General features: G+C 63.8%; 21 protein-coding genes and 8 pseudogenes. 9 read left to right on the top strand and 20 right to left on the bottom strand.

Going from position 1 to position 22,771, the window contains the following annotated elements:
• Positions 1 to 60 precede the first annotated feature (60 nt).
• On the bottom strand, positions 61 to 618 hold the full coding sequence (locus G7067_RS11135; RefSeq protein WP_166324321.1) for a hypothetical protein: 558 nt from the start codon (positions 616 to 618) through the stop codon (positions 61 to 63).
• A 45-nt stretch (positions 619 to 663) separates the two neighbouring features.
• Here G7067_RS11135 and G7067_RS11140 point away from each other — a divergent pair, with 45 nt between their 5' ends.
• Positions 664 to 990: a GNAT family N-acetyltransferase gene (locus G7067_RS11140; protein ID WP_166324324.1), complete on the top strand. Its 327-nt coding sequence runs from the start codon at positions 664 to 666 to the stop codon at positions 988 to 990.
• Between the two features lie 33 nt (positions 991 to 1,023).
• Here G7067_RS11140 and G7067_RS11145 read toward each other — a convergent pair whose 3' ends face one another.
• From G7067_RS11145 to G7067_RS11190, 12 genes and pseudogenes are all read right to left on the bottom strand, one after another.
• The gene (locus tag G7067_RS11145) at positions 1,024 to 1,902 is read right to left on the bottom strand and encodes an alpha/beta hydrolase (protein ID WP_205881135.1); all 879 of its coding nucleotides are present in this window, start codon (positions 1,900 to 1,902) and stop codon (positions 1,024 to 1,026) included.
• A 71-nt stretch (positions 1,903 to 1,973) separates the two neighbouring features.
• Complete coding sequence (locus G7067_RS11150; protein ID WP_244301094.1) at positions 1,974 to 2,567, bottom strand: asparagine synthase; 594 nt, start codon at positions 2,565 to 2,567, stop codon at positions 1,974 to 1,976.
• Positions 2,568 to 2,724: 157 nt separating this feature from the next.
• Positions 2,725 to 3,240 (bottom strand): signal peptidase I, encoded by a 516-nt coding sequence (locus tag G7067_RS11155; RefSeq protein ID WP_166324333.1) that lies wholly within the window; start codon positions 3,238 to 3,240, stop codon positions 2,725 to 2,727.
• Positions 3,241 to 3,343: 103 nt separating this feature from the next.
• Positions 3,344 to 4,438: an RICIN domain-containing protein gene (locus G7067_RS11160; protein ID WP_166324336.1), complete on the bottom strand. Its 1,095-nt coding sequence runs from the start codon at positions 4,436 to 4,438 to the stop codon at positions 3,344 to 3,346.
• A gap of 58 nt (positions 4,439 to 4,496) precedes the next feature.
• Positions 4,497 to 5,024, bottom strand: a complete 528-nt coding sequence (locus G7067_RS11165) for a hypothetical protein (protein ID WP_166324339.1) — start codon at positions 5,022 to 5,024, stop codon at positions 4,497 to 4,499.
• A gap of 195 nt (positions 5,025 to 5,219) precedes the next feature.
• Positions 5,220 to 5,753 (bottom strand): alternate-type signal peptide domain-containing protein, encoded by a 534-nt coding sequence (locus tag G7067_RS11170; RefSeq protein ID WP_166324342.1) that lies wholly within the window; start codon positions 5,751 to 5,753, stop codon positions 5,220 to 5,222.
• A gap of 545 nt (positions 5,754 to 6,298) precedes the next feature.
• Entirely contained in the window at positions 6,299 to 6,967 is a 669-nt protein-coding gene (locus G7067_RS11175; protein ID WP_280115714.1) for a metal-dependent transcriptional regulator, read from the bottom strand.
• 54 nt (positions 6,968 to 7,021) lie between these two features.
• Entirely contained in the window at positions 7,022 to 7,450 is a 429-nt protein-coding gene (locus G7067_RS14430) for an aminotransferase-like domain-containing protein (RefSeq protein WP_244301095.1), read from the bottom strand.
• A 5-nt stretch (positions 7,451 to 7,455) separates the two neighbouring features.
• Positions 7,456 to 7,734 (bottom strand): hypothetical protein, encoded by a 279-nt coding sequence (locus G7067_RS14435; protein ID WP_244301096.1) that lies wholly within the window; start codon positions 7,732 to 7,734, stop codon positions 7,456 to 7,458.
• 190 nt (positions 7,735 to 7,924) lie between these two features.
• The gene (locus G7067_RS14440) at positions 7,925 to 8,467 is read right to left on the bottom strand and encodes a GntR family transcriptional regulator (RefSeq protein WP_244301097.1); all 543 of its coding nucleotides are present in this window, start codon (positions 8,465 to 8,467) and stop codon (positions 7,925 to 7,927) included.
• Positions 8,464 to 9,350: pseudogene (locus tag G7067_RS11185) on the bottom strand (DNA-methyltransferase). Before G7067_RS11185 ends, G7067_RS14440 begins: the two are co-directional and overlap by 4 nt.
• 3 nt (positions 9,351 to 9,353) lie before the next feature.
• Positions 9,354 to 10,437: pseudogene (locus tag G7067_RS11190) on the bottom strand (enoyl-CoA hydratase/isomerase family protein).
• Between the two features lie 78 nt (positions 10,438 to 10,515).
• Here G7067_RS11190 and G7067_RS11195 point away from each other — a divergent pair.
• The 4 genes and pseudogenes from G7067_RS11195 to G7067_RS11210 all read left to right on the top strand — a co-directional run bounded on the left by G7067_RS11195 (position 10,516) and on the right by G7067_RS11210 (position 13,545).
• Positions 10,516 to 11,354: pseudogene (locus tag G7067_RS11195) on the top strand (DUF3097 family protein).
• 61 nt (positions 11,355 to 11,415) lie between these two features.
• Positions 11,416 to 12,258, top strand: coding sequence for an arginase family protein (locus tag G7067_RS11200; protein ID WP_166324345.1), 843 nt, complete (start codon positions 11,416 to 11,418; stop codon positions 12,256 to 12,258).
• On the top strand, positions 12,255 to 12,611 hold the full coding sequence (locus G7067_RS11205; RefSeq protein WP_166324348.1) for a Fe-S oxidoreductase: 357 nt from the start codon (positions 12,255 to 12,257) through the stop codon (positions 12,609 to 12,611). The genes G7067_RS11200 and G7067_RS11205 overlap by 4 nt, the downstream gene beginning before the upstream one ends.
• A gap of 28 nt (positions 12,612 to 12,639) precedes the next feature.
• Positions 12,640 to 13,545, top strand: coding sequence for an alpha/beta fold hydrolase (locus G7067_RS11210; protein WP_166324351.1), 906 nt, complete (start codon positions 12,640 to 12,642; stop codon positions 13,543 to 13,545).
• Here G7067_RS11210 and G7067_RS11215 read toward each other — a convergent pair.
• The 3 genes and pseudogenes from G7067_RS11215 to G7067_RS14445 all read right to left on the bottom strand — a co-directional run bounded on the left by G7067_RS11215 (position 13,542) and on the right by G7067_RS14445 (position 15,618).
• A complete protein-coding gene (locus G7067_RS11215) occupies positions 13,542 to 13,781 on the bottom strand; it encodes a zf-HC2 domain-containing protein (RefSeq protein WP_166324354.1) in 240 nt (79 codons plus the stop codon). The genes G7067_RS11210 and G7067_RS11215 overlap by 4 nt on opposite strands.
• Positions 13,778 to 14,403: pseudogene (locus G7067_RS11220) on the bottom strand (sigma-70 family RNA polymerase sigma factor). Before G7067_RS11220 ends, G7067_RS11215 begins: the two are co-directional and overlap by 4 nt.
• Positions 14,404 to 14,536: 133 nt before the next feature.
• Positions 14,537 to 15,618, bottom strand: a pseudogene (locus G7067_RS14445) (IS30 family transposase).
• Between the two features lie 162 nt (positions 15,619 to 15,780).
• Between G7067_RS14445 and aroA the strand changes: the two are divergent.
• The 3 genes and pseudogenes from aroA to bcp all read left to right on the top strand — a co-directional run bounded on the left by aroA (position 15,781) and on the right by bcp (position 18,814).
• Positions 15,781 to 17,246, top strand: a pseudogene (gene aroA / locus G7067_RS11235) (3-phosphoshikimate 1-carboxyvinyltransferase).
• A complete protein-coding gene (rsgA, locus tag G7067_RS11240) occupies positions 17,243 to 18,304 on the top strand; it encodes a ribosome small subunit-dependent GTPase A (protein ID WP_166324363.1) in 1,062 nt (353 codons plus the stop codon). Before aroA ends, rsgA begins: the two are co-directional and overlap by 4 nt.
• Positions 18,305 to 18,340: 36 nt before the next feature.
• Positions 18,341 to 18,814, top strand: coding sequence for a thioredoxin-dependent thiol peroxidase (gene bcp, locus G7067_RS11245; RefSeq protein ID WP_166324366.1), 474 nt, complete (start codon positions 18,341 to 18,343; stop codon positions 18,812 to 18,814).
• A 12-nt stretch (positions 18,815 to 18,826) separates the two neighbouring features.
• Here the strand turns inward: bcp and G7067_RS11250 are convergent, their stop codons facing one another.
• Positions 18,827 to 19,240, bottom strand: a complete 414-nt coding sequence (locus G7067_RS11250; RefSeq protein WP_166324369.1) for a hypothetical protein — start codon at positions 19,238 to 19,240, stop codon at positions 18,827 to 18,829.
• Between the two features lie 192 nt (positions 19,241 to 19,432).
• Here G7067_RS11250 and G7067_RS11255 point away from each other — a divergent pair, with 192 nt between their 5' ends.
• On the top strand, positions 19,433 to 19,681 hold the full coding sequence (locus G7067_RS11255; protein WP_166288715.1) for a WhiB family transcriptional regulator: 249 nt from the start codon (positions 19,433 to 19,435) through the stop codon (positions 19,679 to 19,681).
• Positions 19,682 to 19,752: 71 nt separating this feature from the next.
• On the opposite strand, the pseudogene argG reads toward G7067_RS11255, so the two are convergent.
• The 3 genes and pseudogenes from argG to G7067_RS11270 form a co-directional block, all read right to left on the bottom strand.
• A pseudogene (gene argG / locus G7067_RS11260) lies at positions 19,753 to 21,170 on the bottom strand (argininosuccinate synthase).
• Between the two features lie 17 nt (positions 21,171 to 21,187).
• Positions 21,188 to 21,619 (bottom strand): hypothetical protein, encoded by a 432-nt coding sequence (locus G7067_RS11265; protein WP_166324372.1) that lies wholly within the window; start codon positions 21,617 to 21,619, stop codon positions 21,188 to 21,190.
• Between the two features lie 139 nt (positions 21,620 to 21,758).
• A pseudogene (locus tag G7067_RS11270) lies at positions 21,759 to 22,740 on the bottom strand (malate dehydrogenase).
• Between the last annotated feature and the right edge of the window lie 31 nt (positions 22,741 to 22,771).

Here is a 22,771-nt window from a genome sequence, read left to right on the forward strand (position 1 = left end):
CGCCAGCTTGCCGAGGTTGTCAGACGCTCAATTACCGCACTCGGATAGTCGCGAGAATCGCTAACGCCCGTCCTGCTGCTCTCGCCACTGCGTGCAGGCGAGCGCCCCATCCGCGGGAAGATCCAACGCCGCGCGAGCCTCCGCAGCGGCCTTAGAAATTGTCTCGCTTCCCTCCCAGCTGTACTCAGCGAGCTCCGCCGCAGACAATTTCGCCACGCGCTCGGCCTGCGTTTGGTCAGCGATGAGCGTCTTTCGTACCTTGTCCACGGGATCCTGCGCGGCGCTCGGCCAGATCTGGTCTTCTGAAGAGAGCTCTGCAGCCGCGGACTTGCTGGCGCTGGCGACCTCACGAAGCGCGGCCTGGAGCGCAGCAGCATCGCCCTCGCCACGCCCCAGGCCGATGCGAAGACGGTCGAGTTCAAGATCAGCCGTATCCCAGGCATCGTTCACCGCACAGACCGCATCAAGATACACCCCACCCGCCGCCGATGCCGAGAGCACCTCCGGCTCGACGGGCTCTTCGGCCTGCGAGCAGCCACTCGCGAGGAACGCGAAACCCAGCAGGATCGCCGCGTTCCTCAGTAACCCAATCGTTTCGCGGCGCCTCAAATTTCCCACCCTCCAAGCGTACCCCGGGACACGAAGCGAGAGTACGCTGGACGCATGGCAAACTACAGCGATGAGGCCGAGGCATCTGCAGCCGGACTACGTATCGTGCACGAGCCGAACCAACACCGCTTTGCCGTGTACCAGTCCGAACCACAGGGAGATCGGCTCGTCGGTGAGGCGCACTACAGCCTGATCGAAGACAGCATCATCGATTTCGACCACACGGTCGTGCTGCCAGAGCTCAGGGGTTCCGGGATCGCGACGCTGCTCGCCCAGCGCGCGCTCGACCCCGAGGTGATCGGTTCCCGGCGCGTGCACGCCTCCTGCTGGTTCATTACCGGGTACCTGAAGCGGCACCCGGAGGCGCTGCCGAGCGCCTAGGGCCGTCAGCGAAGGCGCGTCGGCGAAGGCGCGTCAGCCAAGGCGCAGGCGCGTTCGAAGCCACCCCTCAGCCTCGTCAAGATACGCCCGCGCTACCGTCGTGCGCGCGGCAAACGACTCAAACGCGTGGGGCGCGCCCGGCGCGATGGTGAGCGTCGTGTCGACGCCCGCCGCGGTCAGCGCCTCGGTATACCGACGATCCTCGTCGAAGAACAGCTCGATGTCCCCCGCGCCGATCCAGGCCGGCGGCAGCCCCTTCAACTCCCGGCGCCTGGCAGCCACCGCGTAGGGCAGCGAATCAGGATCCCGCTCCCCCAGGTAGGCCCCCCACGCCACACGGTTGGAGCGGTTGTCCCAGATGAAGTGCCGCATCCCATCGAGCTCGCGATTATGTGCGGTGCGGTCGTCCAGCATCGGACAGAACAGCCACTGCGCAACGGGCTGTGCACCACCCTCGTCGTGTATCCGCTGCACGAGCGTCGCTGCGAGGCCGCCGCCGGCACTCTGTCCCGCGATAGCGAGCCGCGCGGGATCGACGCACAGCTCGGCCGTGTGGCTCAGGATCCACGTCCACACCGCGTGCACGTCGTCGAGCGCTGCCGGAAACGGGTTCGCCGGTGCGTGGCGGTACTCGGCAGAAAACACCACCACTCCGAGATCGCGCGCGAGCGCAATGCAGCGCCGGTGATCTTGCGCCGCATTGCCAATGAGGAAACCTCCGCCGTGGATCCACAGCACCGCCGCACGCGGATCCGCGCCCCATTCCGGGAGGTACACATGCACGGCGGCCCCGGAACTCAGCTGCGCGAAACGGTATCCCATGCCACGCGGCACATGGGGAGACCGCGAACTCCGGGTGGCGAGCTGCATCACGCGGAGCAGCAACGGCGATCCCACAGGCGGGTTGGGCACCCACCTGAACATGCTGCGCAGTTCAGGGTGCAGAGACTCAGCCCGAAGCCTAGCGGTCCGTCTGGGAGGCATTAGGCGTCTTTCCGGCGAGCCTTCCACTTACGCGCGAGCTTTCCCTCTTGAGCCGGCTCCTGGTGCTGCTGCATGAGCGAAGTGAGATCCTTCTCGATGAGTTGCTGAATGCGGCTTTCACGCGCGTTCTGATACTCCTCGTTGTCCCCACCGCTGTAGTAAGGGTGGGTAGCGCGTTCTTTGAGGGAGTCGCCGATCTCATCCCAAGCAAGCGCCATCGCGCGCTTCGCTGTGGCTTCAAGGTATTCGGGATCCGCTGCACGCAGATGCAGTTGTTCTGCAACACCCTCGTAGACCTCTTGCCGGTGGCGCAGCGTGCGGTTGTCATCGTTGCCATAGTCAGATTCGCTCCAGGAGCTTCGCCCGGTGTCGCGAATCTCGCCCCGCATCCGCGCGATGTGACGCGCATCACGTTCACGCTCGATCGCTAAACTTTCGGTCGCGCTGCGCACCATCTCAATGATCTGCGCCTCGTTGTAGTCCCCGTGCTTCTGTAGCGCATTGATGATGATTGAGTTCTTGACGGTCATTCGCACCGCAACATCAGCGACCAGCAGGCCCTGCTCTACGATTTCCTCGACGGGCGCGAGCACACGCCGCGGAAGTCGACGTGGCGGCCTAGACCGTCGTCGATTCTGCTTCTTCAACCAGCCGAACACTGTGCTCCTCCCAAGTGGGCTCTGGCCCACAACGATTATCTCGTATCGGGGTACAAAACCCCGCATGGAAGGCGCACGAAGTGTCGCCAGCCTATTGCGGTGTGTTGCGGCGCCGCCGATCCCGCAGCCAGGAGACCACGTTCGCCAGCGCATAGGCGAACAGCGCCGTCACTGCGAGAGCCGTCACCCACTCCTTGCCGCTGCCCGCAGCGAACAGCCCCAAGAAACCGAGGTATGGGATCACATACCAGACCTGTCCCTTGATCTGCGCTTCCTGCACGGCGCCCGCGTCGGAGGCCGCATTTGCGTCACCTCGTGTGATGAAGCGGCGTTCGCCCGAGGAGGTCAGCTCAATCGCCTGGATGCGGTGGGTGACAACCTCGGGTTTGCCAGATTCAAGCTGGAACGTGATGATGTTGCCGACTTCAAGCTCGGCTATCGGGGTCTGACGCACGACGATATAGCTGCCGGGAGGGAGCCCGGGCTCCATCGAGCGGGTCAGGATCGTGTACCCGGATGCCCCGGTAAGAGCCGGCACAATTACCGCAGCGAGGGCGAGGAGCATGACGAGCCCAAAGACCCCCGCCGAAACTCCAAGCACGCTCATGCGACGCAGCACCAGACTCGTACGCTGTGAGGCGCGTTTGCGACGCAGCGGGATAGGTGCCGGGGGCCAGGTACTTCAGCAGCGTCGGGCTTGCCGAGCACTTTCACTCTTCCGCCCTCGTGATTCTCACCGCGGTATAGATCTGAGTGGGCAGACCTTGACAGTTTTCAAGAACCATTTTGTTGGCGGCACCAGTTGTGATGCAGCGTTGAGTTCGCTGATGCACAAACTGGTAGTTGCCCTGCTCGGTCTGCTGCACGCGCCACAGCTGCGAGGCATCACCTGGTTTTACGGTTTCGATCCGAGCCACCGCACCTTTTTCACTGTAACCGGTGAGCGCGAGAGTGGGCGCACTGCGGGGGAAGATCATATAGTCGATGCCGTTCGGCTGCACCCTCAAAAAGAACTGCTGATTGAAGAGATTTGACTGTTGCGCCCGAGTCTTGCAGATGTAATGAAACAGTTCAGTGCCGGGTGCTGTAGCGCCACGCGCGACATCGAAGCACCTCGGATTTGTCGAGTTTGATCGAAAATTGTAATACGCGCCGCCCGTCGGGACACCAGCCGGGAAGAATGCTCTGGAACGGATCGTGCCGAGCGAAACGATCTCCTCGCGCACGAAAGAGTGGTGATGCACCTTGACACGCATCGTTGCACTGAACTCCATTGCCCCCGAGGGCGTTGTCAGCTTCGCGCTGTCGAGCGCCGTCGTGCGGACACACAGTTTAATCAGGGACCGTGAACCAAACTCAAGGTTGTTCAGGCTATATCCGTAAGACCAGAGAACTTTCGGTGCTCCCACTCCCAGGGCCTTTGGAACGCACTGCACCGGGTCACTCACGCGCCAGACTTCGAGCGTCATCGCTTTGGGCGGCACTCCCTGAGGATTCGATGCCGAAAGCTGCACGGACACCTTCGGGCGCGAGGCGGAGCTGGTGTCTGAGCGGTCATGGATTTCAACGAGTGTGGTGTGCACTCGTTGAGACTGCGTGAGTTCTCCGCCAACGGCTTCCGCACCAATCGTCTCAACTGAAATCGAAGCGGCCGTGACAGCTCCCGAGGCGTTGATCTCCCGTTGCCACGTCCCGGCGGCAGGAACCGCCGTGCTCACCAGGCCTGCGATCACGGCAAAACCGAGCGTGCGCCGGAGAAAGATCCACCGCCAGCGCGACTGTTTCTGTTTGTCTGCGAATTTCATGTTTGTCCTCCACAAAACGCTTGTCGCGCGCGCGTGCGCCGAATGGGCTGTTCGTCGATCACGGCTGCGACGGCACACTTCTGCCTGTCACGAACACCACAAGCTCGGGTGCCACGGTCTTCCCCTGATACGTGTTTGACGCATCTGTGTTGATCGACACGGTGACCCCAAAGGTGCGGGATGCTTGCGGGGCCAGTGGCTCCGCAAGCTCCGTGGGTTCCTCTGTCCCGGCGAATGCCGGCCCGCTGGGGGCGTCACACGGGCCTTCGCTCAGCAGAATCGTCATCGGGGCCCCGGTAAGATCGTTAGTCCGGGCTTGCAGGCTCAGCGGAATGTCACCGCTGTTCGTCACCGTTATGGCAGAACACGCCGCATCACCCGGCAGCATTTTCGTCCAGGTTTCTTCCGGAAACAGGACCGTGGTGGCCGGCACCCCCGGCTCCGTTCCCAGCGCGATCTCGAGCCCTGGAGTCCCTGCGACCACCTGCAGGTCGGCAACCTCTGCCTGAGCGTTCCAGAGTGCGTCACTGACCCCGGTGCCCGCGAGAGCAAGCGCGATCCCGGCGACCGCTGAAAGCGTGGTCACGAAGAGTGACGTGGAGAAATTTCGACACCGCGGCTCGGGCCGCGTGTGACGGCGGGGACCGCGACCGCGATGACGGCGCGGCGCGGCGTGTTGTGCTGCGCCCATGACGTGAATTCCTTTCACTCGCCACTCTCCACGAAAACTCCTGCACATTCCGGGGACTTGCCCTCGCCGCGGCAAGGGTCGCAGGGCGCTTTAGGCGCGCACCTGCTTCAGCTGGAACGCGAGATCCTGCAGTGATACCTGCTCACCCTGCGCAAGATCGTTCGAAACATCCAGGGGCAGCTCGACGGTCACCACAGCCTGAGCGGTAATCGTGCCGTTTCCGTTTGCGCTCGGCTTCACTTTGAAGATATTGGTGTCAGCGCCGGTCTCCGTGAGGCTACCGCCAGTAATGTCCGTGAGTGCAAGATTCACCGACAGGGCATTCTTCAGATCGGCGCCGCCGGTGAGCGACGCGAGATCAATCGAAAAGTGTGAATCCATGTTGTCGCCCACCGCGACAATCTTCACGGTTGCGGTGTAGGTCTTTTTGTCCCCGGGCACCCACTTTGTCAATGGCTCACTATCCCAGGCCCCGGTCGCTTCAAGCGTCAGCTCACCGGAGGCAATATTTTGCGCCGCACCCACATTCGCCGAAGCGTTCCAGAGCGCGAGCGATCCCGCACCTCCGAGAAGAAGGGTGACGCCGAGTCCAGTCGCGACTGCGGCTTTCATCATTTTGTTCATGTAGCAAGCTCTCATTCAGGGTAGTTAGCGAACGATTTCACTGTTGAGTACCCCAAGAGATTCAGGCAGGCCTCCATTGCGCAACGCCATCACAAGATGAGCCTCAACGCAATAACAGGAACGTCACGCATTCGCGCTCCCCACGCGGTACGTCGTGACCCAGAATCTGAACTGTCAGACACGCCAAACGCGCGTCTTCCCCTGACGAAGAAAAATTACCACGCCCCGGCTGAGTAAACAAGCATCAGTCAGAGAATTCGGACCAACACGAGGACCAGTCAGGGTACCAAGTCGATGCGACTTTTGCCCGTTCAGCCTTCGAATGCCCGCATCCTGGCGCACACTGTAAATGTCAGAACGCAGGAGCTCGATGATTGCAAGCCAGAGAACTCCCGTCGTGAAGACCGCCAGCTTTGTAGGCTGAGCGAGAGTAGTGAGTCACCCCCCCTGACGGTACCCCAAGGCTGTCTCGATTCACTGCTCTCGCTCGGCCTACAAAGGTTTCTGGAGCCTTTCGCCCGTCGCCAAGTGGAGTTCGCCGCGAGCTACATCGTCGACACCCACACTGCCGCTGCCGCCGCTGGTCCGAGACTCACCGTCGCCTCCCCGATCCGCACCGCAACGGTTTCAGAATACGGTTCTCCCGCGAGAACACTCAGTTCGGCATCCACGATGATGCCGCGGCTCGCAAAATACTGCAGCATTTCGTTGTCCGAGTCCGAGATGCGCTCGACACGGGCGAGGCAGGGCGAGGCGACTTCCGAGAGCCGGATCGCATCGGGGCGATGCACCTTCCCTTCGGCGCTCGGGATCGGGTCGCCGTGCGGATCACGGGTCGGATACCCGAGCGCACGGTCAATTCGGTGGACGAGCTCATCCGAAACAGCGTGCTCCAGCCGATCGGCCTCCTCGTGCACCTCGTCCCACTCGTACTCCAGCTTGTTGACAAGAAATGTCTCTATCAGGCGATGGCGTCGGATCATCGACACCGCGTGATCTCGCCCGACCTCCGTCAAGGTCACACTGCCGTAGCGGACATGCTCAATCAGCTCTTGGTCGGAGAGCTTGCGCAACGCCTCAGAGACGGTGGAGAGGCGGACGCCAGCAGCCTCAGCAATCGCCGAGTTGGAAACGGGGACATCGGACCACTCCTGCAAGCCCCAAATGACTTTCAAATAGTTCTGCATGCTGGGCGACAGCTGGTCAACACTCACGGGTACAGAATAGCGGCGATCCTGCAATTCATGCAGAACCCGCTCCAGGCAGCCTCAGCTGAGCATCTCCCGCAACCGTCCAAGGGCTGTTTCGAACTCCGCATCGTCGGAACCGCCCATGCCGATCACGAGGCCCGCGATCCTCGCCGCCGCGCCGCGCTGCTGCCAGTAACCGCCGAGGGCTTCCGCCCCCAACAGTTCGTCGTCCCCGCGTCGCACCACGGCGGCCTCACGCGCCCGCCTCGACGCCGCATCGCCGCCCGTAAACTCGATGACCGCGTGGAGTCCACCGTCCATCGGGCGCACCCGGACACCCGGGATCCCGGCGAGGCGATCCGAGACCACATCGCGGCGCGTCGCATACCGCCGCAGCATTTTTGCGGTGTGGCGCCTGAGCGCACCGCTCGTCAGGTACTGCGCAAGCGCCTCCTGCACGATCGTCGACACCGGCCCGCCGAGCTCGTGCCGAATCGGCTCGAGCAACGATCTCAGCCCGGCGGGCGCGAGTAGATATCCGGCGGATAGTCCGGGGCGATTGTGCGCGAGAACGTGCCGAGCAGCACCACTACCCCGTTCATCGGGTCGTCAAGCGCCGCCAGCGTTGGCAGCGGGCTCCCGGTGTATCGCAGCTCAGAATCGAAATCGTCCTCGACCACCACCACACCGGTACGGCTCGCCCACGCGATCAGTTCACGCCGTCGCGGCAGCGGCAGCGATCCACCCAGCGGGTACTGGTGACTCGGCGTCACGATAATCACGTCAAGCATGCCCTCGGGTAGCCGCCGCGTATCAAGCCCCTCCGCATCGGCGGGAAGGGCGACGATGTCAGCGCCGTAGCGGGCGGCAACACCGCGCAGCGAGGGCAGCCCGGGTCCTCCACCCCGACAACGAGGCCGTGACCGCGCGTTGTGCCGAGCGCGGTCAGAAGCAAGCCGAGGCCGTCGCGGGTACCCGCCGTCACGAGCACGTCTTCCGCGCCTCTCGCGGTGCCTCGCATGCGTCGCAGGTGATCGGCGATCTCTTCCCGCAGCCGATCGTCACCGAGCTCGGGGCCGCGAGGTGCGCGTGGGCTGCGGCGCTCCGCCAAGCAGACCGCCAAGCCGCACTGTCGACGGCGTCGGTGATCGGCCTGCCCGGCGCGAGTGGTCCCGGGGTGTTGCTGCCCGTTGAGACCTGCTGGGTCCGGCGCGCTGGGAGGTCGGAGACGGTCTTTGGCGGGCCCTGAAAGGCCAGCTGGGTCGCGGTGAGCTCGGGGTTGACGAGTGTACCGCGGCCGCGGCTCGCCGCCAGATACCCTTCGGCGATGAGCTGCTCATAGGCCGCGACCACCACACCCCGTGCCACTCCGAGGCGACTGGCGAATTCGCGGGTCGCCGGCACCTCTTCGCCAGGACGGAGCACGGCCGCATCGATCGCCTCCCGCAGGGCGGCCGCAAGCTGCACCGGCAGTGGCACGTCCCTCGCGCGGTCAAGATGCACCGGGATCAGGGCTCTCTTCATCGAAACACCACCTCATGCCCCTTCAGCCGCTGTTTCATGACCGCCAGCGCCTCCGGATTCTCGTCGATCAGCACGAAACGTCGCTGAAGCTCAGCTGCGGCAACCCCCGTCGTACCGCTGCCCGCGAACGCGTCGAGGACCCAGTCGCCCGGGCGGGAGGATGCCTGCACGATGCGGCGGAGGATCCCGAGCGGCTTCTGCGTCGGGTAGCCGCTGCGCTCCTTGCCCGTCGGTGACACGATGGTGTGCCACCAGGTGTCGGTGGGGAGCTTACCGAGCGCCGCCTTTTCAGGGGTCACGAGTCCGGGGGCCATGTAGGGTTCGCGGTTCACCGCCTCCGCGTCGAAAAAGTACGCTTCCGGATCCTTCGCGTACACAAGGATGTTGTCGTGTTTGGTGGGCCAGCGCCGCCGGGTCCGGGCGCCATAGTCGTAGGCCCAAATAATCTCATTCACGAAGCACTCGGGCCCAAAGAGCGCATCGAGCAGCACCTTCGCGTAGTGCACCTCGCGGTAGTCCAAGTGCAGATAGAGCGTGCCGTCTGGCGCGAGCAGCCGCCACGCCTCACACAGCCGCGGTTCGAGAAAATCCCAGTAGTCATCGAATCTGTCATCGTAGCCCAGCGTCATTTCACGGGTCACGGCGTAGCCGCGCCCCGAAACCCCAGGCGTCCCCCTTCTGCGGGGTCCACCGGCACCCCGCGGACCCGCTCGGCCCGCTGCAATAATCCGGTGTTGAAGGGAGGGTCAAAATAGACGAGCGTGAAGGCGCCCTCGGGCAGGCGCTTCAACACCGGGAGGTTGTCACTCTGGATGACAAGGTCTGGCCCGACCGAATCCCACGTGTCATTCACCCCTTCAGCGTACCGGGCCGGGGCCAGCATTCGTCAGAATTCAAGCGCCCGTTCGTCGGTGCGAAGCGGCGCAAGAACCGCCGCAATCTCTGCCGGGTCCAGGTCTTCGATACGTGCGGGGCTCCAGCGCGGCGAACGATCCTTGTCAATGACCTGCGCGCGCACCCCCTCAGCAAAGTCGGGCCGCTGCGAGAGCCGTACCACGACGCGCAGATCGTCACTCAGCACCTCCCTGAGTGACAGCCCGAGCGCGCGGGTGCGGGCAATCTGCGCCAGGGTGACCACCACCGAGCTCGGGCACATCTCACGCACAGCGGCCGCTGTCACGGCGGCTTCCGCGCTGCCGTCCGCATCGAGCGTGCGTAGCAAACGGATCGCGCTGTCAAGGGCCGCGTCTGGTTCCGCGTCGGTCGCAGCATCGAGCGCCGCCGACGCGATGGGATCCCACCAGGATCGCGCCTGAAGCAGCGGGGACTCAGGGGCCGCCTCGGCTACCGCACGCACAGCTGCGCGCGGATCCTGCCCCGCGGCGAGCGCCTCGCGCAGTTCCTCCAACCGCGCGGACGGCACGTAGTGGTCGGCAAAACCGAGCGCAATGGCGTCACCCGCGGTCATCTCCCCGAGGTAATCGCAAGGAGCTCACCCAGACGTCCCGGAGCCCGGGCAAGGAGCAGGTGTCCGCCCACGTCGGGGGCGATACCGATGCGCACCTCGGGCATGGCGAGGCGGCTGCGCTCGGTGACGATCCGAATCGCCGCGTGACCGCCGAGGCCGATCCCGCCCCCCATCGTGATGCCGTCCATGATGGCGACCACGGGCACGCGCGACGCCGCGATCCGCGCGTTGAGCGCATACTCAGTTGAGAGGATCAGCCGCGCATCCCCGCCGAAATTTCTTTCACGTCGCCGCCACCGCAGAAACCGCGCTCCCCCACACCGTCGAGCAGGATGGCGCTCGCGTCGCTCGCGTTCGCTTCGGCAATCGACGCCGTCAGCATCTCGAACATTTCCAGGTTCAGGGCGTTGATGGCGCGCGGCCGGTTCAGCGTGAGGTGGCTGATCGCGCCCTCGCGACGAGCCAGCACCAGTGGGTCAGGAGTCAGGTCTGCAGTTGTCATCTCTGCACCGTAGCATCCCGGTGCCCCCGGCGTCAGGTGTGGTCTGATGCCCACCGCGCCAGACTATAGGCTCGGTGTGTGTTTGATGAACGATACGACCGCGATGTGCTCGCCGATATGAAGCCGAGGCGTGGCCCAGTGCAACGCACCGAGGTGACGCTCGCGAAGGGGCTCGTGGTGGAGCACAGCGAGACGGAATGGTGCGGTGCCGTTGTCGGGGCACGCGAAGGGCTCGTGCAGCTCGAAGACTTCGCGGGCAAGGTGCGCGCGTTTTCGCTGAGTGATGGGTTCCTGATCGACGGCAAGCCGGTGACCCTCGTGATGCCGAAGCGAAAGCCCGCTGGACCCAAGCGCACGGCGTCGGGATCCTTCGCCGCTCCCGAACAGCGCGCCAGGGTCGCCATGCCGAGCCGCATTTTCGTCGAGGGCAAGCATGACGCCGAACTGATTGAGCAGGTGTGGGGCGCCGATCTGCGCGTCGAGGGGGTGGTGGTTGAACTGTTGCAGGGTGCTGACAATCTCGCAGACGTGCTCGCGGACTTCGGGCCGGGCCGGGCAGGCGGGCCGGGATCCTGCTCGATCACCTGGTGAAGGGCAGCAAAGAAACCAGGATCGCGGACGCGATTGCCCGCGGCCCCCACGGCGCCAACGTCCTCATCGTGGGCCACCCCTTCGTCGACATTTGGCAGGCGGTGAAGCCCGCGCGGGTGGGGCTTCAGAGTTGGCCGGTGATCCCGCGCAGCATCGAGTGGAAGCGCGGTATCTGTGAGGCGCTCGGCTGGCCCGGCGAGGAGCCAGCGGATATTGCGGACGCCTGGGCCAGGATCCGGGGGCGCGTGCGTGATTTTCGTGATCTTGAGCCGGAACTCGTCGGCCGAGTGGAACATCTCATCGATTTCGTGACAGTCACACCCTGAACACACCCGCGCCAAGTACCATTGGAATGTTGAGGTTCTTCAGGAAATCCAGGAGGCGCGCGTGTCGAAACCGGTGTTCCTTCTCGTGCCTGAGTGGCAGGGCTCAGATTCTTCCAGGGCCATGCAGCTCACCGATGGCGCGGCGCTGCTCCGCGAGGATCTGCCTCGCTCCGCACTCACCGAGGTTGCCGTGCCACTTGAGGCGGGTGACGCACTCGGCACGCCGGTCGCACGGCTGAGCAGCGTGCTGCAAGCGCGCGATGCGACACGGCGAGCTCTCGCTGAAATCGACGCCACGCCCATTATCGTTGGCGGCGACTGCGCGACCTCGCTACCAGGAATCGAGGCTGCCGCGCGTGCCCACGGCGATGGGCTTGCGGTGCTGTGGTGCAACGCACACCCGCATGCGCAGCATCCCAGCACCTCGCCCTCCGGCGCTGCATCCGGAATGACGCTCAGGCATGCCCTCGGCGACGGCTCCCCCGACCTGATCTCGCCGAATCCCATCACCCCCTCGCAGGTGACGTTTGTGGGAACCCGCGCCTTCGATCCCGAGGAGGAGGAATTCCTGCGGGGCAAGAGTATCGCGATGTTCGGGGCCGACGACCCTGATTTGAAGACCTCTGTCATGCGGCGACTGAAAGACGCTGGAGCCACGCACCTTTACGTCCACATTGACTTGGACGTGCTCGACCCCGCCGAGTTTTCGGCGGTCCACTCCGCGGTTCCCTTCGGTCTCAGCGTCTCGCAATTGACAGAGGTGATTCGCGCCGCGGTCGCCCTGCTCCCCCTCGCGGGTGGGGCGATCTGCGAGTTTGCGCCCAGCGACCCTGCAAACGCCGCCGACAACCAACCGACGGTGCTGCGCGTGCTCGCGGCGCTGACCTCCGGGAGTGCAGCATGAAGGCGTGGCCGCTCGCCCGGCTCGGCTACGCCTACGCGACCGCCGTCGGCTTCGTGTGGGGGTCCCTGCTCAGTACGGGCCGAGTTGAGCGACACGACGGGCTGTGGGTGTTTCGTGGCATGCCGAAGTGGTCGTTTGGCCGCGGTGGCAGCTGCGTCGGATCCTGCTACCTCACCGATCAGAACGTCGGGCCGGCCGTGCTGCGTCACGAGCAGGTCCACCGACGGCAGTGGCAGCGCTACGGCATGGCACTGCCCCTTCTCTATTTTTTGGCCGGCCGGGATCCACTGAAAAACCGCTTCGAGATCGAGGCTGGTCTTGTTGACGGCGGCTATGTGAAACGCTCGCGTTGAGCGCGGGGAACAGACTTCGGGAGCAGAGATGAGCGATGAGTTCCGTTTTCTCGCGGGCGACGCGACTCGTGTCGGCAGAACCGCGCCGCTTCCGCATGTCGAGCGAGTGGCGTTTCTGCTGCGTGATGGCCGCAGCATCAGCGCCCTGCGCTTCGAACCGCAGGATCCACCGCGTGTCGTCGCGCTACACGGCGCGGGGCTCAACGCGCACAGCTTCGATCCCTTCATACTGGCGCTCGACGTGCCCGCGCTCTCGATCGATCTCGCCGGGCATGGTCGGAGTGACTGGCGAGAGGATGCCGACTACCGACCGGATCACCTCGCGGACGATATTGTCCAGGTGCTCGACCGGGCGGTGCCGCAGCCGGTGGTGCTCGTCGGCCATTCCCTCGGCGGGCTCACGGCCGCGCTCGTGGCGGCTGCAATCCCTGAGCTCGTCTCGAGACTGGTGACCGTGGACATCACCCCGGGCATCTCACCGCGGCGCGACGCGGGCGGTGTCGCTGAGTTCATCACCGGACAGCGCAGCTACGGGAGCATCGAAGAGATTGTGGAACGAGCGGTGCAGTTCGGGATCGGGTCTGACCGCCAGGCACTGACCCGCGGAGCCAGCCTGAATACGCGCGTGCGCCCAGACGGGCGCTTCGAGTGGACCCACCACTTCGCGCACCTGGACGCGCTGCCCACGGGCGGCAGCGACGATCCGCAGCCCTACGCACCGATCTGGGCGTCGCTGCAGTCGCTTGAGATCCCGATCACGCTCGTCCGCGCGGCAAACGGCATCCTTGATGATGCGCTCGTGGCAGATTGGCACGAGCGGTTGCCACGCAGCGTAGTGAGAAGCATCAACGGCTCACACAATCTGCACGAGTCAGCGCCCGTCGAACTCGCTGAAACCGTGTCATCGGTGCTGCCAAATACTGGCGCGATCTAGACCTGCTGTAGCCCGCGCAGGATCGCGTTGCGCAGCTCCTCCGGGCACGCCTGGCGTTCCTCTTCGCACGCACGCTGCACGACCTCGGTGAGCGTAATGCACACGGTCTCTTCGTCTTGGCAGCCCGGGCACGTTGCGAGATGCTCGCGAATTGGCGCCGACTCCTCGGCGCAGAGCTCTCCACGCAGCACTTCGTAGATGTTTGCCTGTGCCGTATCGCATCCACAGTCGCTCATCGTGTGGCCCCTTTCTTCGATTCGTCCGACACGCTCTTACTCAGTCCAACGCCCTGCTCCCTGGCGTATTCCCCCAAAGACTTCCGCAGCCGCGCCCGCCCCGATGCAGCCTGCTCATCACCGTGCCAATCGGCACCTCAGCGATGTCGGCGATCTCTTGATAGCTGAACCCCTCAACATCGGCGAGGTACACCGCCATCCGGAAATCCTCGGGCAGCGCGTTCAAGGCCTTGCTCACAATGCTGTCGGGCGTGCGATCAATCGCCTCGGCCTCCGCCGAGCGCGCCGACATAGCCGTGGCCGACTCCGCCCCACCAAGCTGCCAATCTTCCAGTTCTTCGACCACGCCGAGATAGGGCTCGCGCTGGCGCTTGCGATATGTGTTGATGTAGCTGTTCGTCATGATCCGGTACAGCCAGGCTTTGAGGTTGGTCCCCTCTTCATAGGAGGCAAACGCCGAAAACGCCTTCATGAAGGTGTCTTGCACCAGATCCTGCGCATCCGGAGGATTCCGTGTCATCTTCATCGCGGCACCGTACAACTGATCGAGAAGAGGCAACGCCTCCTCCTTGAAGCGGCGCTCGAGCTTCGCCTGTTCTGCAGAATCACTCACGCCTATGATCCTATCCGGCTCGGTCCGCGCAGCTCAGCCGGTACTCACAGCTCAGCCGGTGAAATATGGCTGTTTTCGACCGGCTGAAGTGTGAGTACCGGCTGAGGTGTCGGGTCCTCGCGCCCGGCACGCTGCCCGAATTTTATTCTGAAGTGCAACACTGACCGGTTCGCAACGAGTCTAGCTGCTCTTGGAACGCTTCATACGGTGTCAGCCAAGCGAGGTTTTTGCGGGGCTGGTTGTTGATCTCGGCGATCACTGATTGGAGTTCTTCTTCGCTGACCTGACTGAAGTCGGTCCCCTTCGGATAGGTGCGGCGTAGCCTGCCGTTGTGGTGTTCGTTCGTGCCTCGCTGCCACGACGAGTAGGGGTCCGCGAAATAGGTTTTCATGCCCAGCTCGGTGACGAGTTCGGTGTGGAGATGCATCTCGGTGCCGTTGTCCATCGTCGTCGAGCGACGGGCTCCTGGAGGCAGCGAAGCGAAGATCCGTTTCTGCGCATCAACGCCATCGCGTGAGGTGAGCGTGTCGACTTTCGTGGCGAACATCATGCGGGTTTGTCGTTCGACCTCGGTATGCACGCCGCCGCCAACGCTGCGTACCCCCACAACGCTGTCGCCTTCCCAATCCCCAAATGTCGCCCGTTCGTTCACCTCGGGTGGGCGGTGGTGGATTGAGACACGGTTCGGGATCTTCGAGGAGTGGACCTTACGTCCGTGGTGTTTGCGGCGTTTCTTATGTCCGCGGGGAGGTACTCGGCGAGTCTGCGATCCCGGTTCTTGGGTGCGTAGACGAAGCGGTAGATCGTTTCTGGGCAAGCCCACATTTGGGGGTCGTCGGGGAAATCGATTCTGACTCGTCCGGCCACCATTTCCGGGGTCCATCCGCCCTTGAGTTTGTTCTCGACGTAGGTGATCGCTTTCGGCGTGGTGAGGCGGGTGGGCTGGTGTGAGCGCTTGGCGCGCTCGCATGCTTTCTTCTGCGTGCGAGCTGCCCGATACTGGGTGGGGGTGAGTTCGTCGCCGTGGAGGGCTGGGTCACGGTAGGGGGTGTAGGAGGCATTCTCGCGGGAGGGCCGCCAACTGTTACGGCGCGTCTCGCGGGAGATTGTTGAGGGGCTCCGTCCGAGGTGTTTCGCGATGGCGCGGCAGGAAAAGCCAAGATCGTGTTTCTTCTCGATCTCGATACGTTCTTCCAGGGTGAGGTGACGGTATTGTGTATTCACGGGAGTGTGGCTTTCTTGATCAGTGGTGTGATGATTACCGATCAAGTGTCGCACTCCCGCTTTATTTCCCGGGGGTCATCCGCGGGAGTCGGGGGTGTTGCACTTCAGAACAGAACTCGGGCTGAACCACCTCCAATCCAAGTCCGGCTAGACTCGGAGGCGATGCTGATCGCGAAGCTTAACAATGGCAAAGACGGCGACGAAACAGGGAACGCCGACGGTGGCACTCCGCCCACCGAACTCTGGGCTGCCCCGCAGGCAAGCGGCGAGCTCGAAGCTCGCGTCGCGCTGCCTGGGTCGAAGTCACTCACCGGCCGAGAACTGATCCTCGCCGCCCTCGCTGACGGGCCTGGCACGCTCAGGGCGCCGCTGCAATCGCGTGATTCGGCGCTCATGATCGATGCTCTGCGGGCCCTCGGCACGGAGATCACCGAGATCACGCCTCCAGCGGAGCGTGCCTCATTTGGCCCCGACCTCAGAGTGACCCCCGCTGTGGAGCTGACAGGATCCACCACGATCGCGTGCGGGCTCGCCGGCACCGTGATGCGCTTCGTGCCGCCGGTCGCAGCCCTCGCACTCGGCCCGGTGGCATTTGACGGCGACCCCTACGCTCGCAAGCGTCCCATGCGTCCGGTCCTCGACGCACTCCGTGCTCTCGGCGCCGATATCGCTGACGAGGGTCGCGGCGCGCTCCCCTTCACGGTTCACGGTTCGGGATCGCTGCGAGGCGGCCGGGTCGAGCTTGATGCCTCGCTCTCCAGCCAGTTTGTCTCCGGCCTGTTACTCTCGGCCCCTCACTTCGAAAATGGCGTCCACATCGTGCACACCGGCTCCCGCCTGCCGAGCGTGCCACACATTGAAATGACGCTCGCCGCTTTGCGCGCGCGCGGTGTAGCGGTCGATTCGCCAGCCCCCGGCGAGTGGGCGGTCTCCCCCGGCCCGATCCGCGCCTCCGAAATCACCATTGAGCCGGATCTTTCAAATGCGGCCCCGTTTCTTGCCGCGGCGCTCGTCGCGGGCGGCACCGTAACCGTCCCCGACTGGCCCGTCGCAACCACGCAGGTTGGCGATCAGCTCCGGCAGCTGCTCCCCGAATTTGGGGCGGCGGTGAGCATGAACGCAGACGGCTCGCTCACGGTGTCCGGCAGCGGCACCGTGCGGGGGGTCACACTGCACGTGCCAGAGGCGGGCGAACTCGCCCCACCCTCGTGGGCCTTGCGGCGCTTGCCGACGGCCCGAGCCGCATCACCGGCATCGGCCACATCCGGCACCACGAGACGGATCGCATCGCCGCCCTCGTCACAGAAATCAAGGCACTGGGTGGCGACATCGAAGAGCTTGAAGACGGCATCGAGGTGCGCCCGGCCCCGCTCCACGGTGGCACGTGGCACAGCTACGCGGATCACCGCATGGCCACCACGGGAGCACTCATCGGGCTCCGTGTCGCCGGGGTAGATATTGAAGACGTTGCCAGTACCGCGAAGACACTGCCGCAGTTTCCCGATATGTGGCGGCGAATGCTCGGACTTCTCGACCCCCGCGTCCCGGGCGCCGAGCTTCCCGAGAACGGCTCACTCTCGCTTGACGCGATTCTCTCGGGGCTCAGCGAGGGGCTCGGTGGCCTATGAGCTGGCTGCCCCCAGACGACGAAGACGAGGACGTTCCCTACGGCGAGTACGCCGATCACACGGTGCGCACCCGCCCGAATCCGAAGGCCAACAAGCCACGCACAAAACGCCGGCCAGAGCACACTGACGCGGTCATTGGCACGATCACGGGGGTGGATCGCGGCCGCTACAGCGTGCTCGTCGCTGCGGGCGCAGACCCCGAGACCCCGAAAGAGCACGAGGTCACCGCAGCTCGCGCCCGGGAGCTGCGCAAAACCTCAATCGTCACCGGTGACCGCGTCCAGCTCGTTGGCGACACGAGCGGCGGCGAGGGTTCGCTCTCGCGGATCGTCGGGATCGAGGACCGGACGACGCTGCTGCGCCGCAGTGCCGATGACAGCGACCGCGTCGAGCGGGTGATGGTCGCGAACGCGGATCAGATGCTGATCGTGGTGGCTGCGGCCGATCCCGAACCGCGTGTGCGCCTGGTGGATCGATACCTCGTCGCTGCCTATGATGCCGGCATCCAGCCACTGTTGTGCATCACCAAGGTTGATCTCGCGGATCCCGAACCATTTCTTGAGCATTTTGCGGGGCTCGAAGTTCCGGTGTTTCGCTCGGCGATGGGTGATGAGCCGCTGGCGGCAATTCAGGATGCACTCGCCGGGCAAACCACCGTGTTTGTTGGCCATTCCGGGGTGGGGAAGTCAACGCTCATCAACGCGTTGGTTCCCGATGCGGACCGCGCGACCGGGCACGTCAACATGGTCACTGGCAGGGGAAGGCACACCTCTTCTTCGTCTGTGGCCTTGCGGGCACAGACGCCCGGGCGTGAGCGCGGCGAAACCGGCTGGGTCATTGATACCCCCGGTGTGCGCTCCTTCGGCCTGGGGCATGTCACGAGCGACGGGATCCTGCGCGGCTTCACCGAGCTGGCGGCGCTCATCGAGGCCTGCCCGCGCGGCTGCAGCCACCAAGACGACGCCCCCGATTGCGAGCTCGATGCGGCGATTGCTGACGGTCGCCTCGATGCGACGGGCGCCTCGCGGGTCGAATCACTGCGACGCCTCCTGAAGTAACGGCGCGCCCTGGGGAACGGCGCTATGCTGATACGCATGACTGAGCGTGTGATTCTCGAAGCCGGACAGGCCGCCCCAGACTTTTCGCTTCAGGATCAGGACGGCGTCATACGCAGCCTGAGCGACTTTCGCGATCAGCGCGTCATCGTGTTCTTTTATCCCGAGGCGATGACACCCGGGTGTACGAAGGAGGCCTGCGACTTCCAAGAATCAACCGCGCCCCTCGCCGCCGCAGGCTACCGAGTGCTCGGCATCTCCCGCGATAACGTCGAGAAGCTGCGTCGCTTCGCCGACCGCGACGAGTTGCAGTATCCGCTCCTCAGCGATCCCGATTTGAAGGTACACAACGCGTACGGCGCTTTCGGTACGAAGAACAGTTACGGACGCATCATCGAGGGCGTCATTCGCTCGACATTCGTCATCGGCGCTGATGGGGTCATCGAACACGCACTCTATAACGTGAAGGCCACCGGCCACGTCGCGCGGGTGAGGACGCTCGTCGGAGCCTAATCGGAGGTGAGGCTACTCGGCGGGGTCAACGGGCTTCGCCGGTCGCGCGATCACGGCCGCGACAAATCCAGTGAGCGCGAGGATGAGCAGCGACCAGCCGAGTCCAATAGCCTCGCCCAGGATCCCCTGCAGCACGCCCGTCGCCGCGGCAAACATCAGCACGTGAATCGTGAGGGCGGATCCGCGGACCCAGCTCGCACGCTTCGCGAGTGCGCCCCACAGCGTAATTGCGATCCACGCCCAGGAGATGAGGACCGCGAGCAACAGGCTGACCTTTGCCCCCAGCGGCTCGCCACTCGCGGCAAGAAACGCGAGCACGACATTCCAGACCAACACCGCACCACCGACGACCTCGATGACGAGAACGAATCGCAGCAACAGCCACCCCAACTTGGACGGTGCAAGACGCGTGGGTTGCGAGTTCATTTCGTGGACCTTTCGAATCAATTACGGGTTACCTATTGATTTGCGACTACATACATGCGAACATATATTCCGTCGAGTTTCGCGCACGCCGACGTGAGCAATCTCAGCCACGTTAGGTAATTGGTGCGCGAGAACTAGGCTATCCGGCCAATCGTTCTTTTGCGCGCTGACAGTGCACATGAGGAGAATAATATGGATTGGCGCGAAAAAGCTGCATGTCTCACGGTAGACCCCGAGCTTTTCTTTCCGGTGGGAAACACCGGCCCGGCGGTTGACCAGATCGAGCGAGCAAAGTCGGTCTGTGCACGCTGCACGGTGACCGAGATGTGCCTGCAGTATGCCATGGACACCGGCCAGGATTCGGGTGTCTGGGGCGGTTTGAGCGAAGATGAGCGCCGCGCCCTGAAGCGTCGCGCAGCCCGCGCACGCCGCGCTTCCTAGTCTGATGCAATGAGAGAGGGCCTCGGGGGATTCCCCGAGGCCCTCTCTCATTGTGTTCGGTCTGTCAGCCGTTAGTCGGTGCCGGCGTCAAAGGCGGCGGCGAGACCCAGCGCGTCACCATCTTCGTCGATACCGGTGACAGCGTCAGCAATTTGCGCCGCTCCCCCGGCTTCGAGCTCGCCAACGAGCTCTGCGGTGGCGCCCCCACGAGGCCGAGAGCCGCGTACTGTTCGAGGCGCTGGCGGGAGTCTGCAATGTCGAGATTGCGCATCGTGAGCTGGCCGATCCGATCCTCGGGGCCGAACGCTGCGCCCACGGTACGTTCCATCGAAAGCTTCTCGGGGTGGTAGCTGAGGCTCGGTCCCGTGGTATTCAGGATCGTGTAGTCGTCCCCCGACGCAGGCGCAGCGTCACCTCGCCCGTGATAGCGGATCCGACCCAGCGCTGCAGGGCCTCACGCAGCATCAGGGATTCGGGATCAAGCCAGCGTCCCTCGTACATGAGGCGGCCGAGCTTGCGCCCATCGTTGTGGTAGCTCGCGAGCGTGTTCTCGTTGTGGATCGCGTTGACGAGACGCTCATAGGTGATGTGCAGAAGCGCCATACCCGGGGCTTCGTAGATGCCGCGGGACTTCGCTTCGATGATCCGGTTTTCGATCTGATCGGAGACGCCAAGCCCGTGACGGCCACCGATGGTGTTCGCCTCAAGAACGAGAGAGACGGGATCTGCGAATTCAACACCGTTGATGGCGACGGGACGCCCCGCTTCGAAGCGCACCGAGACTTCCTCGGTGGCAACGTCGACCTCATCGCGCCAAGCCGCAACTCCCATGATGGGGTCAACGATGTCGAGGCCCTCGTTCAAGAATTCGAGGGTCTTTGCTTCGTGGGTGGCCCCCAGATGTTTGCGTCGGTGGAGTAGGCCTTTTCCGTGGAGTCTCGGTAAGGGAAGCCGCGCTCCTGCAACCACTCGCTCATTTCGTGACGACCGCCGAGCTCGGTCACGAATTCTTGATCGAGCCAGGGCTTGTAGATCCGCAGTGCCGGATTCGCCATCAGGCCATAGCGGTAGAACCGCTCAATGTCGTTGCCCTTGTAGGTTGAGCCGTCGCCCCAGATGTCAACGTTGTCTTCCTTCATGGCACGTACCAGCAGGGTGCCGGTGACGGCGCGGCCGAGTGGGGTCGTGTTGAAGTAGGTCTTGCCGCCGGAGCGGACGTTGAATGCGCCGCACTGCAGCGCCGCAAAGCCCTCTTCTACGAGCGGCAGCTTCGCGTCAACGTGGCGCGCGATCTCCGCGCCATATTCTTTGGCTCGATCGGCGACCCGTCAATATCGGGTTCATCGTACTGACCGATATCAGCGGTGTAGGTGCAAGGAACTGCACCCTTTTCGCGCATCCATGCAACCGCGCATGAGGTATCGAGGCCACCGGAAAAAGCGATACCGACGCGCTCGCCAACAGGGAGAGAAGAAAGGACCTTAGACATGCCCTCTATCCTAAGGGCTACGCTTCATCTTCGCCGTCACCGAAGGTTCGGCTCGCGATCACCTGCACGTCTTTGTCGATGTCGAGAAGTGACAGCTCAACCTTGCCGATTCGCGCGTCAGTCTTGTCCAAGCGCCCTTCAATCCGATCGAGGCGGATGTCGACCCTCTCAAAGCGCTGGTCCATCTGATTAAACCGTTGGTTGACATGCTCGAATTGCTTGTCGACATTACTAAAGCGAATGTTCATCTGCTTCTCAAGATGGTCGAATCGATCCTTGGTTTGTCTGTCGACCGCCTCGAAGCGGGCCACCATTTCGTTGCGCAGCCCTGCAAACTGAGTGGGAATTGATTGAAAGATGAGGCGGGCGATGAGCGCAAGTGTGCCGAGCAGCCCAGTGCCGAGCACGCTCACCAGCGTCCATGTCAGCGGTTCCGTCATGTCGGTCATGTCTCCATTCTGTATGGGTTCACGACAGAATGCCACAGTTCACAAGGGCAATTTGGGCCTTCGGAAATCTGTGGATAACTCCGGCTGACTCGCGCCCAAAATGATCCCTGTGGACGGAGATTAACTCGCCATATCCCCGCTAAATCAGGCCCAGCTCCCGCACCGCGTCGCGTTCTGCAACCAGCTCAGCAACGGAAGCCTCGATCCGCCCCGCGAAAACTCATCAACGGAAAGCCCTTCGACAATCATCCAATCTCCGCTGGCAGAGCGCACAGGGAAGGACGAGATGAGACCTTCGGGCACTCCATACTCCCCGCGAGAAATCACCGCAGCGCTCGTGCGGCGCTCCCCGGTGCCCAGCACCCAATCGCGCACATGATCAATTGCCGCGTTCGCCGCGGACGCGACGGAGGATCCGCCACGCACCTCGATAATCTCCGCTCCTCGCTTCGCAACACGGTCGATGTACTCGCCACGCGCCCAAGCAGCGTCAACCGCACCGAGTGCGGGGCGCCCAGCGACACTCGCGTGGCTGAGGTCCGGGTACTGCGTGGCCGAGTGATTGCCCCAGATCGTGATGCCGTCAACGTCTGCGACCGAGATGTCGGCCTCTGCCGCGAGCAAACCCACCGCACGGTTATGGTCGAGTCTGGTGAGCGCGGTGAACCGTTCAGCGGGCACATCCGGTGCGTGCTGCTGCGCGATCAAGGCGTTGGTGTTCGCGGGGTTTCCCACCACGATCACCCGGATGTCGCTCGCGGCATGTTCACCAATCGCGCGGCCCTGCGGCCCAAAGATGGCGCCGTTCGCCGCCAGCAGGTCGCCGCGTTCCATCCCCGCTGTGCGCGGCCGGGATCCAACGAGCATCGCGATGTTCGTGCCGTCGAAAGCCCGGTTCGGATCGTCACTGATGTCGACCCCGGCGAGCAGGGGAACGCGCAGTCGGTGAGTTCAAGCGCCGCACCCTCAGCACCCCGCATCCCCTGCGGAATCTCGAGCAGACGCAGGCGCACCGGCTGGTCAGCACCAAGCATCGCACCCGAGGCGATCCTGAACATCGTCGCGTAGCCGATCTGGCCGCCCGCGCCGGTGATGGTAACCGTGACTGGTGTGCGTGACATGCTTACTCCGTTCGGGTGGTGTCGCCGTTGT

The sequence above is a fragment of the Leucobacter insecticola genome, from assembly GCF_011382965.1.
GTDB classification, from domain to species: Bacteria; Actinomycetota; Actinomycetes; order Actinomycetales; family Microbacteriaceae; genus Leucobacter; species Leucobacter insecticola.

Coding starts and splice junctions, on each gene's coding strand:
- G7067_RS11250 (WP_166324369.1), bottom strand. CDS start 19,240: ATGAACTCGCAACCCACGCGTCTTGCACCGTCCAAGTTGGGGTGGCTG.
- G7067_RS11210 (WP_166324351.1), top strand. CDS start 12,640: ATGAGCGATGAGTTCCGTTTTCTCGCGGGCGACGCGACTCGTGTCGGC.
- G7067_RS11160 (WP_166324336.1), bottom strand. CDS start 4,438: ATGAAATTCGCAGACAAACAGAAACAGTCGCGCTGGCGGTGGATCTTT.
- G7067_RS11155 (WP_166324333.1), bottom strand. CDS start 3,240: ATGAGCGTGCTTGGAGTTTCGGCGGGGGTCTTTGGGCTCGTCATGCTC.
- G7067_RS11170 (WP_166324342.1), bottom strand. CDS start 5,753: ATGAACAAAATGATGAAAGCCGCAGTCGCGACTGGACTCGGCGTCACC.
- bcp (WP_166324366.1), top strand. CDS start 18,341: ATGACTGAGCGTGTGATTCTCGAAGCCGGACAGGCCGCCCCAGACTTT.
- G7067_RS14435 (WP_244301096.1), bottom strand. CDS start 7,734: ATGCTTGACGTGATTATCGTGACGCCGAGTCACCAGTACCCGCTGGGT.
- G7067_RS11215 (WP_166324354.1), bottom strand. CDS start 13,781: ATGAGCGACTGTGGATGCGATACGGCACAGGCAAACATCTACGAAGTG.
- rsgA (WP_166324363.1), top strand. CDS start 17,243: ATGAGCTGGCTGCCCCCAGACGACGAAGACGAGGACGTTCCCTACGGC.
- G7067_RS11255 (WP_166288715.1), top strand. CDS start 19,433: ATGGATTGGCGCGAAAAAGCTGCATGTCTCACGGTAGACCCCGAGCTT.
- G7067_RS11205 (WP_166324348.1), top strand. CDS start 12,255: ATGAAGGCGTGGCCGCTCGCCCGGCTCGGCTACGCCTACGCGACCGCC.
- G7067_RS11265 (WP_166324372.1), bottom strand. CDS start 21,619: ATGACCGACATGACGGAACCGCTGACATGGACGCTGGTGAGCGTGCTC.
- G7067_RS11140 (WP_166324324.1), top strand. CDS start 664: ATGGCAAACTACAGCGATGAGGCCGAGGCATCTGCAGCCGGACTACGT.
- G7067_RS14440 (WP_244301097.1), bottom strand. CDS start 8,467: ATGAAGAGAGCCCTGATCCCGGTGCATCTTGACCGCGCGAGGGACGTG.